This window comes from Jeotgalibaca sp. MA1X17-3 (assembly GCF_021513155.1).
Classification (GTDB): domain Bacteria; phylum Bacillota; class Bacilli; order Lactobacillales; family Aerococcaceae; genus Jeotgalibaca.
The window spans coordinates 427,823-443,256 of record NZ_CP090983.1 but is presented as its reverse complement, the minus strand read 5'-3'; the positions used below and the strand labels follow the sequence as shown (position 1 = coordinate 443,256).

Sequence of the window (15,434 nt, the reverse complement as noted above, 5' to 3'; positions counted from 1 at the left end):
AGATTAACTAATAGAGAAGAATTTTTTATAAAAAAATCCGAAAGTCATCATCTGACTTTCGGATCCAATTGATATTTATTTTTAACGTGCAGCGAATAGTAACTCCTCAACACTTTGAATATAGATTTTATTTTTTGGTAATTGTTTAATCAAGTCCTCTTCTTCAAGCTCTTTAAAACGTCGACTAATCGTTTCGGGTGTTGTACCTAAATAAGAAGCTAGATCTTTTCGTGACATGGGTAATTCAATCGTTGTCTCATCTTCCTGGTTTAATTGTGCTAAATCTTCTAAATAATAAATAATTCGATTCGTTACTTCTTCTGTTGCGATAGAAGCTGTTTGCTTTTGTGATTCTTGCAGACGATTCGCCATTGTTTTTAAAATGGCAGTTGATATCTCTGGGTATTGTTTTAATAATTCTAATAAGTCTTCACGACGAATCATGCACACATTCGTATTTCGAGTAGCCTGGGCATAGTGTTCGTGATAGCTGGTATCTGAAAAAATAGTCCATTCTCCTGTAAATTCTCCAGGATTTAATAAACGAATCAATTGTTCTTTTCCAGATTCAGCTAAGTGCGTCATTCGAATCTGCCCTTGATGGACAATGTATAAAGAATCGTCTACATCTCCAGCTTGGTATAAAAAATCATTTCTTTTTAATTTTCTTGGCATTGCTTTTGTTGCAATGATTTTTTGAGATTCTTTGTCTAAATGATTAAAAATAGGAACGACGCTAATGCAACTTGTATGTTCTTCAGCTTTCATTTTTATGTCTTCCTCCTCTATTTATTTTGTATCAATCCCTTGTAAAATTAGGCTAATCAAAGGAATCATCACGAATATTCTACTTCCATTCTATCACGGATAAACAGGTGTTAATAGAAGTTTACGATCTCGAGCTTAGAAAAAAGACTGAGTGGGATATTGATCATCCTACTCAGTCTTTTTGTATCGTCTTTGAAGTAAAGCAAGGTTTCTAGTTATTCTTCAATCGATTGATACTCTACTTCTAGTCCTCTTTGAACAGCTGGTCGTTCATTGATCCGTTTTGTCCATTCTAAAAGATGAGGGTATTCTTCCATATTTAAAAATTCATAAGAACCTTCATATAGTTTCCCAGATGCTAGAAGACCGTACCAAGACCAAATCGCAATATCTGCGATGGTATACGTATCTCCAGCAATATATGGACGTTTGGCTAATGTTTGATTAAGTAAGTCTAATTGGCGTTTCGTCTCCATTGCAAAACGATCAATCGGATATTTCATCTTCTCAGGTGCATACGCAAAGAAATGTCCAAACCCACCACCCACATATGGACCGGCGCCCATTTGCCAAAATAACCAATTTAATGTCTCATTTCGTCCATGAATATCGGTTGGAATCAAGTGATTAAATTTCTCTGCTAAGTAGAGTAAAATCGAGCCCGATTCAAAAATTTCCATACGTGGATTTTCACTTTGATCTACCAGAGCAGGAATTTTAGAGTTTGGATTAACCTCTACAAAATCCGTTCCAAATTGATCACCTTCCATGATATTGATCATATACAAATCGTAATCGGCATCCTCTATCCCTGCTTCTTTTAACTCTTCAAACATAACCGCAACTTTAATTCCGTTTGGTGTTCCTAGAGAATAAAGTTGGAAAGGAGCTTCTCCTACCGGTAGTTTTTTTTCAAAACGACTTCCCGCTGTTGGACGGTTTCCACCTTTTTCAGAATTCTCTTCTTCCCACTTCCATACTTTTGGTAATTCATATGATGTCATCCTAACACTCCTCATAAGTTTTATCGTATCTTCATCATACTACTCATACATCGATATCATCAAGTTATTGATACTTGATTTATTATAAAGAATACTTTTTTTATCCTCCGCTTGTTCTTTTTAGTACCTTCTATTGTTTACTTAAGAATGAATATACAAAAAAACCTCCCAATTACCTATGGGAGGTTCACAATCTTTATAATTCTTCACTATTCATTTACTTAATCTATTATAAAAAGTGTGATGATTTATTGTGCCTCTGACTTAATCAATCGGTCTTCAGTAATTTATTTTGATAAGATTTATAAGCCTTCTCATAGGTCCTATGAGGATTAGGCTCTACAATAAGATATTCAGATTGAAAGACTTCATTCTTTACAGCTGCAATACTTCCCAATGTTTCTGCATTTTTCATTGTTGGAATGAAGAGTTTATATCCCAAAATATCTGCCATGAGCTGAGGAAGTGCCTCAAGCCTCGCCCCACCACCTACAAGTCCGATTGCTTTGAAGTCCACTAGCTCGGCTAATCGTTCGACATTTTGTTTCATATTGAAAATCATCCCTAAAATAATCGCATATAAAATAGACTCTCTCGTATTAGTCCGTGTTAAATTGAATAAATGTCCCATTGCAGTATCATCCCAAACAGGTGCTCTTTCCCCATTGATGAAAGGAAGAAAGATTGTATTCACTTCGGGTGGATTAAGAAGGACACTATTAAGCTCATCAAATGAACTATTAAATATTTTAATTGCCCATGCTAATATATTTGCACCATTATTACTTGGTAGACCGATTAGATATGCATTTGGATGAATAATGTAAGAAAAATTTTGAAAATCCACATTACATTGTATTTTTTCATGAATCACTCGGACTGCATGGCTTGTTCCTAACGAAAGTACTGCGATATCTTCTAAATCATTAAAAACAAAATTAGAAGATATGCCATCTGATGTTCCAATATAAACTGTTGCTTGTTCGTGAAGCAAACCTGGTAAGGTCATTGAACTGTATGATATGGGCTGAATTTTAGGCAATTGTTTTGTAGAAATACCTAATGATTGTAGGGATTCTTGATCCCAGTTTAATTCAGAAAGATTGTATAACCCACTACTAGAAGCATTACTTACATCTATAGCCCACTCGCCGGTTAAACGATAAAAAAGAATATCTTTTAGAGAACCTATCCGCGTTAAACTACCCAATTGTTCCCGCAAATGTACTAATTTAAAAAATGGATTCATACTGTGTATTGGCGTACCCGTTCGAAGATATTGGTCATTTGCTTTCTCTTGGCTCATTGACTCAATAACTTCTGTTCCTCGTTTATCTGTCCAAGCCAACAATGGCCCAGACAATGAAAAATCATTTGTCATAAGTTGCACACTATGCATCGCTGTAGTCAGTACAATTTCAATATCTGTTATCGTATTTTTATCGATTAGCTGTCTCAGACCGCCAATCATATTTTGCCATATCTCATCAATTTTCATCTCAAATCGAGTATCAGTAAAAATAATGTCTGTATGTGTAAATTTTACGGTATCGATTACTTCATATGACGAATTAAATAAGTTGATTTTTAGATTCGTTGTCCCTACATCGATACTCGCTATATACTTAGTCAATACTCTTTGTGTCCACCAAAGTTGAAACGCATAGCTGAAAGGACTTGATTTGAGAAAGCCACATTTAATAACGATGCATTGCGTTTCATTAAGGATAATGAAATAACAGGTACAGGGACTTCTTCTTCCAATGCTTCGCCTACCATCCACTTGGCTTCACCTGAAGCATGCACTTTATTATCATATGCACTTAATTGTGGATCTTTTTTTAATTCTTCCTTAATATTTTTCAATAAGGAAGATTCTATAATCGATCCATTGCTCCAATTTGTTGTTACTTTATTTAAATCAAAAATAAATTTATTTTGCTCATTCAGTAATTCTAATCCTTCGGCAATTGATTGCATCATTCCATATTCAATACCATTGTGTACCATTTTCAAGTAATGTCCACTTCCTGGTTGAGGGTAAAAACTGAATCCATCCGACACACAAAGTGAAGCAAGTAGAGACAACAATTCAGATGGTGCTTTTTCTGGTCCGCCTAGCATCATACATGCACCATTCAGAGCCCCCTCTACGCCACCAGATAACCCACAATCATAGTACAGGATGCCTAGAGGATCCAGTTGATTATAATTTTTAATTGAGTCTTTGTAGAATGAATTTGAGAAGTCAATAATAATATCGTTTTTATTTAGAATACTGCTTAATTGGTGAATTGTTTGTTTTGTCGGCTCACCTGTCGGTAGAACTAGGAAGACAACATTTTGTTTGTCGCTATTTGCTAATTCTTCCAAATTACTGAGGTAAATTAAACTTTCATCTGAATACACGTCCGAAATAGCAGGATTTAAATCAAAGCCTTGAATTATTTTCCCTTGACCATTTAGCTGCTTAGCAAGCGATAGTCCCATCTTTCCTAGACCCACAATTGAAATATGCATAATATCCTCCTTCTTTTAATAAAAAATAAAACGTATCGTTCATCTTTTAAATATCTGATGAAGCTAGAAATGCTTTAAACCATTCGTAAGAGTCCTTTTTGATGCGCCGTAGTGTTCCTTTACCGTTATTATCTTTATCCACGTAAATAAGACCATATCGCTTGCCCATTTCACCACCGGATGAGGAAACTAGATCTATAGCGGACCACATGGTGAAACCTAAAAGTGGAACCCCATCTTCTTTCATGGTAAGAAGGAGAGTATCAATATGTTCTTTCAAATAGGCAATGCGGTACTCGTCATGCACTCTTTCGTCTTCTTCAAGAATATCACGTGCACCTAAGCCATTTTCAACTAAGAAAAGTGGTTTTTGATAACGATCCCAAATACTGTTCATTACAATTCGTAACCCTAATGGATCAATCATCCATCCCCATTCAGATCGCTCCAGATAAGGATTAACAACACCTCCAGCTGCGTTACCTGTATTGGTGTCGACATCTGTTGTATCTGCTTTAGATGTTCGGGATGCATAATAACTAAAAGAAATATAATCCACGGTGTTTTCTTTCAGTATATTTTGATCCTCAACAGTAATATCAACATGGATGCCTCGTTTCTTAAATCTATTAAGGGCCCATCTTGGATATTCTCCACGTGATTGTACATCTAAAAAGAAAAAGGTTTCTTGGTTTGCCTTTTGAGCTTCCCTCACATCTTCGGGGTTAGAACTATACGGATAGTAGTCACCAGCTGCTAGCATGGCACCAATCTTCGCATCAGGGTCAATTTCACGGAGTCGTTTGGTTGCCAATGCACTGGCAACCATTTCGTAGTGAGCTGCGTTATAAATAACTTCTTCGCGGTCTTCCCCTTCACTCACTGTAATAGCTGCGCCAGTAAATGGTTTATGCAAAATCATATTGATTTCGTTAAATGTAATCCAATACTTCACTTTGCCCTTGAACCGCTCAAATAGAGTCATTGCATATTTTTCATACATAGCAATCATTTTGCGACTTTTCCATGATTCGAAAGCATCCATTAATCCTTTTGGAACATCAAAATGAGAAATTGTGACTATCGGTTCAATATTATACTTTAGTAATTCCCCAATGACCGATTCGTAGAAACGTAATCCTTCTTCATTTGGTTTATTTTCCAAACCCGTTGGATAGATTCTTGACCAAGAGATAGAAAATCGATAAGCCCGCATACCTAAGTCAGCCAACATACGGATATCTTCTTTATAATTATTATAAAAATCAATGGCTTCATAAGAGGGATAATAAGCACCTTCGGGTACCTCTGAATAGTGCATCTTGCCTTGCGCAACTGCTAAGCGGTATTCACCATAAGGTAATAAATCTATATTGGATAACCCTCTTCCGCCTTCTTGATAAGCACCCTCCACTTGATTTGCAGCGGTAGCCCCCCCCCATAGAAATTTATGTTTTTTCATACATATCCTTTCCTTTCTCAAGTGTGAGCTTGTAAAAATCGACTAATTCTTTCGCTAAATCAATGAAGGCAATAGCAGTCATTAAATGATCCTGTGCATGGATCATAATTAAATTAATTTCTGTATGATCACCATTCGCTTCAGCACTGATGAGGCTTGTTTGGGCATTATGCGCTTTACTAATTTGTTCATTCGCTAATTTAAATTTTTCTGTTGCTGTATCAAAATCGCTTTTTTTAGCTGCATAAATAGCTTCCATTGCGCTACTTTTGGCACCTCCAGCGTTGATAATTAAGTTCATAATTACTTCTGTATTGACCATCTCGTCACCTCTCATTTATTTATTAATTCAAGTGCTTGTTCCAATACTTTTTTACCATTCATCGTGCCGTAACTGATGGGATTAATCACAGCAATTGGAATTTCCTTTTCCCCTACCACTTCTTTGAAATTATTTTCCATAAATCCAACTTGCGGCCCTAGCAAGAGCACACTTACTGGTTCAGCTTCTAAATATTCAATCGCTTCAGTGGACGGCTTTGCAAAGACATTTGCATCCAAGCCTTGTTTTTGAACCTCTTCTTTTATCACTTTTACTAACATACTTGTACTCATTCCTGCAGAACAAACTAACATAATATTCAATTGAGCCATTTTAATTATCCTCTCTATCATTTATTTTTTTAATTTAGTGCTTGCGTTTCATCAATCATCGAGCTATTCGCTGCTTTAACGAATGGGAGGTAAATAAGAATTGAAACAATGATACAGATAATTTGTGTAAATACCGTTCCTAAATCTCCTGCTGTACTGAGGTAACCATTAATAATTGCCGGGACTGTCCATGGAACCATTACAACAGATCTAGCCGCAAATCCGAGCGAAATAGCAAAATAACCAATTGTACCTGTGATTAATGGTGTCACGATAAACGGAATAGCCAAAATTGGATTTAACATAATTGGTAAACCATAAATAAGTGGTTCATTGATGTTGAATAGACCGGGTATAAATGACATTTTTGCTATTTTACGATAATCTGGACGTTTAGATACGAGGAATATAGAGATTAATAATCCCAACGTCGCACCAGAACCCCCAAAAGTCATAAAGATATCCCAATAAGGCATCGTCACAATATTTGGTACTGCTTCACCTGCTTGGAAAGCAGCTGTATTTGCAGCGATTGCTGCTAATAATAGAGGTTCACGAATTGGTTTAACCATTTGCATCCCATGAATACCCACTACCCAAAATACTTGTGCTACAAACATTAAGAGTAAGATTCCTGGTAGCCCTTGAATCAGTCCTTCTAACGGTTTTTGTACAAGTGAATAAATAATCTCTGAGGCATACATACCGGTAATAAAATGAATTGCAAAACCAAATGTTGCTGAAATAGTAACTGTAAAGATAGTCGGAATAAGTGACGAAAAACTATTAGATACAGCTTCTGGCACAGAGTCTGGCATCTTAATCTTTAGTCTGTCTTGATTTCCAAGCCATGTGTAGAGCTCAATTGACAAAACAGCCATGAACATACCTAAGAATAAGCCTTCTGGATTTGTATATTGACGGCTAAGAACATTTTTAATCTCAAGATTAACACCATCTTCTGTTACAAAATTAATAAATGATGGATTCAGTACCAAGTATGAGATTACCGAAACAACCCCAGGAAAAACCCCTTTTAATTTATTTAACTTTCCAATCTCATGTCCTAAAACGAAGACAACATAAATTGTTAAGAAATTCATCGTGAAATAATTGATTACATCTGCAATCGGTTTTAATTCTGCTAAAAAACTGAGGCTGGAAATTTGAGCTAATCCAATTTCTGGACTGAATACAACGGAGGAAAATAGCGTTGCAAATGCACCTGCCATAATAACGGGTAATAACGTTGCAAATGTATTTTTAATACCGATAATATATTTCTGATTATTTACCTTAGCCGCAAATTTATTCAAAAGATTGACAAATTTATTAAATTTTTTTGATTCCATAACTAATCTCCTTAAAAATATATTTTAATCGTACAATGTTTCTATAAATAAATTTTTGAACTGCTGAAAAGAGGCATCTTGAACAAGTCTTAAAATATTTTCCTTATTACTAATAAATTCAGCGAGTCCTCTATTTATAATTTCTAATCCTTTGTTTTCAATACGAGAGGGTGACATGAGTATGATAATCTTGATATCAGGATGCTCAGAATCCCATTTCAAGCCCCTCGGAATTATGCCGACAATGCTTTCGCTGTGTAGACCAATTGGATGTGCCGGATGCGGAAAGGCCACTTCTTGAGTAAAAGTAAGTGTACCAAAATGCTCTCTAACTTGGATTTGTGTAATTAATTCTTCCTTGAATTGGGTACTCTCCGCATCTGTTAATTGGTTAATCATTTGTTTAAGCGCCTCTTCACGACTAATGAGCGACTCAAATACCATAAATCGATTTTCATTAAAATAATGATCAAACAAGGTATTTATATGATTTTCTTCGGTTATTACTCTCTTTGATTCCTCATTGACGAAAGAAAAAGCACGCATCGCTTGATTTAAGTGTTCAATATCTTTCTTATTAAGAAATACGCTCACTTTAATCACTGGTACATTATAAAAGGATGTAGAAATATCAATAGTAGTGATTAGTAAATTGATATCCTTTAAAATATCATCATTAAGTTGATAATAGCTAATTACATCAACAATGTTCATATTAGCAGCAAACGTATTTTCTAAGCGGTTTTTTAGCATCTGTGCACTCCCCAGTCCGGTCGCACAAATCACTACCACATTTACTTTATGATTTTTTTTGAACCGCTCAACTGCAGCAAGAATATGTAAAGCAATATATGCTATCTCATTATCATCCACATCATATATTTTTAAAGTAGGAAGTTTAGAAAAACATTTTTTCGTTACAGTAAATATTTCGCTATACTTTTCTTTTATTTCGTCAACCAATGGGTTTTTTAAGTGAATATTTAATCGTAAACGTGTAAGTAAAGGTTCAAAATGAACTTCTATTCCTTTAATCAGCTGTTGATCCATTGAAAATTTTGTTAGACATTGCGTTTGCATAAACTTTAAAGCATCAATAATTTCGTGGCGAATAGATATGTCTATATTGTTGCTTAACGCCATCGTCTGCGAGTTATTTGATTTTGATTTCAAGTATAAAGCAATATAGTTAGCCTCGTTTTTTGAGAATGTGATTGTCATAAGATTTTCTATCTTTGTGACAATCTTATTGGCAACAAACAGTTCTTTACTATACTCAATATCACTATCTACAGAAAGATCGTCAATTGTAAAACCCTTCTCATTTCTTTTAATCGCCAAAGCAATATGAAAGACAAGATTTTGTAGGACAAAGTCGGAAAGTTGAATACCATACTCCCTGCAATTTTCAAGTACTATAATAAAAATCGTTTCCGTCGAAAAACCCTCACGATTAAATTTAATCAATTCATTGTCTGTATAGTGTTTATCTAAACGAGATGGGAAGAAATAATTCAAGATAAAACGGCGCTTATCAAATTCCTTTCCATTAATGACGATATCCCCTTCTAAGTCATATGCCAGATATAAATCAAAGATTTCTAATTTTCTCCTTATCTTTTGAATAACTGTCGAAATCGTGGATTTACTTAAAAAAAGTGTTTCCGCTAATTCATCAGTTGTCATTTTCTTGTTCTCCAAAAGTAAAACACTAAGAATAAATCTCTCCCTATCTGCGCTATCTTTTATCTGATAGAAGTCTTGAATAGTACCGGTCTTTTCTCCAATTCTATCTAAGAATGAATAAAATTGGCTACTATCCTCAATGATGAGCCGATATCCAATTCCTTTTTTCATCTCTATACAAGCATCATAGATGTCTAAAATATCATTCGACGATTTAATATATTTTCGAACTGTTTTACTAGATATATTAATGTTCTCAGCAATTTGTTGACTAGATAGATACTGTCCCTTATATGCAAACAAGAATTGAATAATCTGAATTTCGATAGGATGAAGTTGTGAAACATTCATTTTTTCGACACCCTCTTTTATTTATTTTTTATTTTCTGCTTTATTATTCACCTCTATTCCATTAATATATGCAGTTATTCATACACATATTCTCTTTAGCTGATGAATAAAGTTTAATCCTGGCAAGATACAATGTCAACGCTTTCAAGTTCTACGTTTTTCCTCTTCATAGTGGAACTTTCCTGATGGTTCTATTTGCCGTGCCTTAGAGCATGCATAACATTATAAAGTAACGAGTCTCACGCTATGCACAAAAAATACCAATAGAAAAACCTCCAATTTGATATCGGGTTCTGTTTAGATAAATATAATTCATATAGTTAAGGAACACTTTAACTGATAGTATGGTGTATAAATTTCACCTTATTTCTAACCTCTTATACATCGAAGCTTTTCTAATTTGTCATTACTTGAATTATAAAATTAAGTTAGGCAATTAAAAAAGTATTTGTCGTACACTCATTCCAAATTTACAAACAAAAAAATTGGTATGTGACTAGAAATGGCCTACACTATACTACCATTGAAGAACTTGGTTGGATAGAGAAAAAACTTAACGTTGATTTATCAAATATCAAACTTTCTGACAAGATTCGACTATCAAAACGACCCATTCATAATCTCATATATGTCATTGAATCTGGCCAGATCATTGTAGACTGCTATCATCACCACTATAGGAAGAATGGGATAAACTGTGGTGTGAAGGGAACGCGGAAAACTACCGGACATAAAAAATGTGTTTAGCGATTATTTAGACGTTAGCTCAGCGAAAGGGAAAAAAGCTACTTTAATTTTGTAAATAAGTTTGGCTGTTTAAAAGGTAACACAAATTCTGTGTTCTATTACAAAATGCAATGACAACACTAAAGTAATCATCTCATTAAAACATAATTCTATTGCATGCAAGGCCCAAAGACATTAAAAAATTAATTCAAAAATCATCAGCACCACCACGATGTTTCCATTTTCTTTGCAGAGTTTGTTGGTCCTTCTCAGTAGGATTTGAATGAATTCTCAAATAGTTGACTTGGATTAGATAGTTTTTATAAATAAATTGATTTTAAAACCATTGACCAAGTATTCAGTTCATAAGTATCTAGATTCATTTGATAACCTAAAAACATAAAAATTAAAGTGAATGAATTTCTCTTACTTAGTCTTATCTTGAATAACTAAAATTAATGACATATTAGTTATTAAATAATTTTGTATCTCTAAATTCAAATAATTTTTATTTTTGATATGTTCCTACATAGTTAATCTTTTAGTAATTTCTACTTTTTCATGAATTCACTTAGTCTAACAAAAAAATTTTCCAGAAATATGTATAGAAGAGACGGTTATCCTTGATTTCTGTATCAAATATAACTTTGTCTATAGATTCTTGTACAAACAGTTTAAACTTTGCCCTTTCTACCTATTAATCTATTAAAATTTATAGGTACGATGGAATGAAGAGGTAAATAAAATGCCTATATAACCTATTCATGCTAGAATAAAGGTTAGAAACTATTGGAGGATGATATATATGAACCAAAAACTTGTTGAAATTTGCCTGCGTATTAGAGATCTTGATGCAACTTTAGACTTCTATACGAATCTATTCGATTTTGAAGTTGCCAGTCATAGAAAATTCCCGGAAAATAAATTTGATTTAGTTTATCTAAATTCTCCTGGAACTTCTGTACAAATCGAGCTCACTTACAATTACGATGCCGAGCCATATAATGTAGGAGATGGCTTCAGTCATCTGGGTGTGACGGTCAGTGACTTAGAAAAAATGCAAGAAATTTGTAAAGCTTCTGCTTACGAAACAGGTGAGTTAAAAGGACTATCTGGTGGCAAACCATCTTACTTCTTTGTAACCGACCCTGATGGCTATCGAATTGAAGTAAAACGCGAAAAATAAAATGTGAATAAAAAATACAAGCGTATTGGTTAGTTCCAATACGCTTGTATTTTTATTGTTCTATAATATTTAATAAATTACAAATACTGTAATAAATAAGTCTAATTGATGTTCTTTTCCATTACAAAGAGGCTCATTAGGTATTTTATCGGCTCGAATCATCATTTTCAACGTTTCAATCGGGCACTACCCTGATTTTCCATAATGGATTGAATCTCTTCATCCTTAACGAGATTTGAATCTCCCGAGATGGTCAATTTCAATACGCTAGCAGCTATTGCATAGTCTACATTTTTTTGTGGCTCGAATTGATGAATCAAGCCATGTACAAATCCTGCACCAAAGGCATCTCCTGCTGCTACTCCTTCCATTACGTGAACCTGATAGGTTTTTGTTTCATAAAACTGTCCCTTTTGATACAACATTCCCATCCATTCACTATCTTCGACAGAGTAAATATTCCGCAACACACTTGCTACTGTGTGACAATTTGGATACTGCTCCGTAATCGACTTCATAGCTTCTTGGTACTGTTCTTTTTGCTCCAACCCAGCTGCCATGTTTCCGTCGAAGGCTTTGATACCAAGTGTTGATTCAAAATCTTCATCATGCGCCAGGCAAACTGTCACATATTTCATAGCCTTTTTCATGAATTGTTGCGCATGTTCTGGTGTCCACATTTTACCTCGATAATTCAAATCACAGACTACTTCGATAGAATGTTCTTGGCAGTACTGGCATGCTTCCAAGACTGCTTTCTCCATTTCAGAAGAAATGGCTGGTGTCACACCCGAGAAATAAAAAAGATCAATATCCTTGAAAATCTCTTGCCAGTCAAATTCTTCGGCTTTTGCTTCGGATAATGCACTGTTTTTACGATCATAGACTACATTCGTAGGCCGGATACTTGCTCCTTTTTCAAAGAAATAGATGCCTAGTCGATTTCCACTACGAATGACCGAACTCGTTTCTACTCCAAAACGACGCAAGGAAGAAAGAGCAGCATCTCCTAAGAGATTATCCGGTACCTTAGAAAGATAAGAAACTTCATCTCCTAATAAAGCGAGTGACAATGCCACATTCGCTTCTGCTCCACCATAACCTGCCTCAAAGGAATTAGCCTGCAAAATCCTTTCATGTGCAGGCGGCTTCAAACGCAATAGCAATTCTCCAAACGTAAGTACTTTCATCATCAAAATCCTTTCTAAAAGTTAATTTTCTTTTGTTTTTTTAAAATCCACGCTAATATTTATAAGAATTCTCTTTTTACTATCTTATCATAATTGTCCCAACTTTATTTGAACATAAAAACATTATTAACTAAAAATTAGAATAACCTAATTTAACCAGACAATAAAAAGATACCTTCAAAATGGTATATCAAAAAAGTATTCACTCGAAGGTGTTGTTATATGCCCCCCGAATTAGTGAGGCACTCTATGTGAAACACTTCTTTTCCTATGTTTTGATACTCACTGAATTTTTGAATTATATTTGACCTTTTTTATTTTTAAATTTTATACTATTTCTCTGTAATAATGGGCCAAATGCTAGTAAACCGTACCCTGTCAATTAGACAGATAAAAAAGAAAAAATGTGAACTAGTTTTACACAACAGCCTTACGCCAGCATTCCTTCGGGGTAAGGCTATTAACTTTTTCTTGAAGTTTCCTTTCGTTATAAAAGTCGAGTATTGAATCAGAACTTTCTTTCTTGCATACTATATTTCATCTCAGTGATTTCTGTAACCTACTTCTTGTTCAGTTTATCTGCTGAGAAGATATGAATTAAAAGGTTATCTTAAACATTATCTTTGGAAAGTTTAAAATATTTTTTCTTGGCATGACGGATTACGGAACGCAAATCAAGCAGTCACATAATCCGACGAATTTGTTTTTGGTTATACTTTTTTGGTAGGTAGATTCTTCTCCAATATGATTCTGCGGTAGCGATAGATCTCCTTGAATTCATGGAAAGTGTGGAAAATCGTTTCCGCAATCCATTTGTTCTCTATCTCTTCCTTCTAGAACAATGGTAATGATTTCTAGTTTTTCTTTTGCGGTATGTTTTGTGTGTTTTTAGACATAAAAAAACTCCCCTTACCATATTCAGAGTTTTTGTTTCTTCTCTGTCTACGATAAGGGGAGCCTATAACAAAAAGTCCCGTCTCCTTTTTTGATTATTTACTAAAGAAGATTGGAACCATTTGATTGTATAACTTTTTGATACCAGTAAAAAGAATCTTTACGGCTTCTGTTTAGTGTCCCTCTACCTTGATTATCCCTGTCAACATAGATAAAGCCATAACGCTTACTCATTTCGCCTGTACTTGATGAAATAAGATCAATACAGCCCCAGCTGGTATAGCCAATGACATCAGCACCATGATTAATAGCTACTTTTATTTCTTTTATATGCTCTCGTAAGTAGTCGATACGGTAAGTATCATGGATACTTCCATCCGCTTCAACATGGTCCATGGCACCTAGTCCGTTTTCTGTAATCATTAATGGTATCTTATAGCGATCGTAAATTTTTTCGATATAGTAGCGCAACCCTTTAGGGTCAAGCGCCCACCCCCATTGAGAATAAGTGAGATAAGGATTCCTAACACCGGACGAGTAATTACCTGAGACAACATCCTCATTGGGATGAGTAGTTACGATCGTAGACATATAGTAAGAGAAAGTATATATATCAACACAGCCTTCTTTTAAATCTTTTTTATCTTGTTCCGTTATTTCAAGCTGAACATGATGTAAATCCCATAGACGCTTAGCAAAAGAAGGATACTCCCCACGACATTGTACATCCCCGCAATAATAAATGATATTTTCCCACTTATACTGGTTTAACAAAATATCATCCGGGTCAGGAGTGCCAGGATAAAAAGTAATACCTGAAATCATACATCCGACCGTATTTTCAATATCTATAGCATGTGCCTTTTTAACAGCTCGAGCACTTGCAACAAATTTATGATGCAATTGTTGGTAAACAGATTGGTAGACATCCTTGGACTTATTTTCTTTAAATAGCTCTGCAATCATTAAAGGATGATTGATTTCATTAAAGGTAATCCAATACTTGACCAGACCTTTATATTCTTTAAAACACGTTTCTGCATAACGTTCATATAATGTAATCAATTTACGATTATTCCATCCACCATAGTTTTCTTCTAAATAGATAGGAGTATCAAAATGAGATAGAGTTACAAGTGGTTCAATCCCATACTTTTTACATTCTTCAAATACTTTATGATAAAAATCTAATCCCTCTTTATTAGCAGTTTCTTCATCACCGTTCGGAAAAATCCTCGTCCAAGAAATAGATAGACGAAAAACTTTAAAGCCCATTTCCGCAAGTAGTGCAATGTCTTCTTTGTAGCGATGATAGAAATCTACACTCTCATGGCTAGGATAATAGTATCCATCCAAAACCGCATGTGTTGCCCCTTTAGGTATAGAGCTACGTTTATTTGCAAGTACACCCGGATTACCGTCCTTATCAATATAGGTAATTTTTCGTTCTTCGCTTTTTGATCCTCCTGTAATAACATCAGCCTTAGTTAGCCCTCTACCGCCTATATTCCATGCACCTTCACATTGATTAGCAGCTGTTGCTCCGCCCCACAAAAACCCATTTGGAAATTCATTCATAATTTTTGGTTATTTGTAATTTGACTCAAACATCAATTTTACAAATACTCCTTTCTTCTTATT

General features: G+C 34.7%; 12 protein-coding genes. 1 reads left to right on the top strand and 11 read right to left on the bottom strand.

The genetic code is table 11. The annotated features are described in order from the left end of the window. Nucleotides 1–81 precede the first annotated feature (81 nt). The 9 genes from LZ578_RS02195 to LZ578_RS02155 all read right to left on the bottom strand — a co-directional run bounded on the left by LZ578_RS02195 (nucleotide 82) and on the right by LZ578_RS02155 (nucleotide 9,797). On the bottom strand, nucleotides 82–768 hold the full coding sequence (locus LZ578_RS02195) for a Crp/Fnr family transcriptional regulator (RefSeq protein WP_235145723.1): 687 nt from the start codon (nucleotides 766–768) through the stop codon (nucleotides 82–84). Between the two features lie 215 nt (nucleotides 769–983). After that, nucleotides 984–1,772 carry a glutathione-dependent disulfide-bond oxidoreductase gene (gene yghU / locus LZ578_RS02190; RefSeq protein ID WP_235145722.1) on the bottom strand — a complete coding sequence of 263 codons (789 nt, stop codon included), beginning with the start codon at nucleotides 1,770–1,772 and terminating at the stop codon, nucleotides 984–986. 268 nt (nucleotides 1,773–2,040) lie between these two features. Then, the gene (locus LZ578_RS02185; RefSeq protein WP_235145721.1) at nucleotides 2,041–3,405 is read right to left on the bottom strand and encodes an FGGY family carbohydrate kinase; all 1,365 of its coding nucleotides are present in this window, start codon (nucleotides 3,403–3,405) and stop codon (nucleotides 2,041–2,043) included. Next, on the bottom strand, nucleotides 3,402–4,292 hold the full coding sequence (locus LZ578_RS02180; protein ID WP_235145720.1) for an NADP-dependent phosphogluconate dehydrogenase: 891 nt from the start codon (nucleotides 4,290–4,292) through the stop codon (nucleotides 3,402–3,404). Before LZ578_RS02180 ends, LZ578_RS02185 begins: the two co-directional genes overlap by 4 nt. 46 nt (nucleotides 4,293–4,338) lie before the next feature. Beyond that, nucleotides 4,339–5,754 carry a 6-phospho-beta-glucosidase gene (locus tag LZ578_RS02175; protein WP_235145719.1) on the bottom strand — a complete coding sequence of 472 codons (1,416 nt, stop codon included), beginning with the start codon at nucleotides 5,752–5,754 and terminating at the stop codon, nucleotides 4,339–4,341. After that, nucleotides 5,741–6,076, bottom strand: coding sequence for a PTS lactose/cellobiose transporter subunit IIA (locus LZ578_RS02170; RefSeq protein ID WP_235145718.1), 336 nt, complete (start codon nucleotides 6,074–6,076; stop codon nucleotides 5,741–5,743). The genes LZ578_RS02175 and LZ578_RS02170 overlap by 14 nt, the downstream gene beginning before the upstream one ends. Nucleotides 6,077–6,087: 11 nt before the next feature. Beyond that, nucleotides 6,088–6,408, bottom strand: a complete 321-nt coding sequence (locus LZ578_RS02165; protein WP_235145717.1) for a PTS sugar transporter subunit IIB — start codon at nucleotides 6,406–6,408, stop codon at nucleotides 6,088–6,090. 29 nt (nucleotides 6,409–6,437) lie between these two features. Beyond that, on the bottom strand, nucleotides 6,438–7,760 hold the full coding sequence (locus LZ578_RS02160) for a PTS sugar transporter subunit IIC (protein WP_235145716.1): 1,323 nt from the start codon (nucleotides 7,758–7,760) through the stop codon (nucleotides 6,438–6,440). A gap of 24 nt (nucleotides 7,761–7,784) precedes the next feature. After that, nucleotides 7,785–9,797, bottom strand: coding sequence for a BglG family transcription antiterminator (locus tag LZ578_RS02155; RefSeq protein WP_235145715.1), 2,013 nt, complete (start codon nucleotides 9,795–9,797; stop codon nucleotides 7,785–7,787). Nucleotides 9,798–11,328: 1,531 nt separating this feature from the next. Between LZ578_RS02155 and LZ578_RS02150 the strand changes: the two genes are divergently transcribed. Beyond that, a complete protein-coding gene (locus LZ578_RS02150; protein WP_235145714.1) occupies nucleotides 11,329–11,709 on the top strand; it encodes a VOC family protein in 381 nt (126 codons plus the stop codon). A gap of 167 nt (nucleotides 11,710–11,876) precedes the next feature. On the opposite strand, the gene LZ578_RS02145 is transcribed toward LZ578_RS02150, so the two are convergent. Both LZ578_RS02145 and LZ578_RS02140 read right to left on the bottom strand, forming a co-directional pair. Next, complete coding sequence (locus LZ578_RS02145; protein ID WP_235145713.1) at nucleotides 11,877–12,902, bottom strand: sugar kinase; 1,026 nt, start codon at nucleotides 12,900–12,902, stop codon at nucleotides 11,877–11,879. Between the two features lie 993 nt (nucleotides 12,903–13,895). After that, nucleotides 13,896–15,371 carry a family 1 glycosylhydrolase gene (locus LZ578_RS02140; protein ID WP_235145712.1) on the bottom strand — a complete coding sequence of 492 codons (1,476 nt, stop codon included), beginning with the start codon at nucleotides 15,369–15,371 and terminating at the stop codon, nucleotides 13,896–13,898. Nucleotides 15,372–15,434 lie beyond the last annotated feature (63 nt).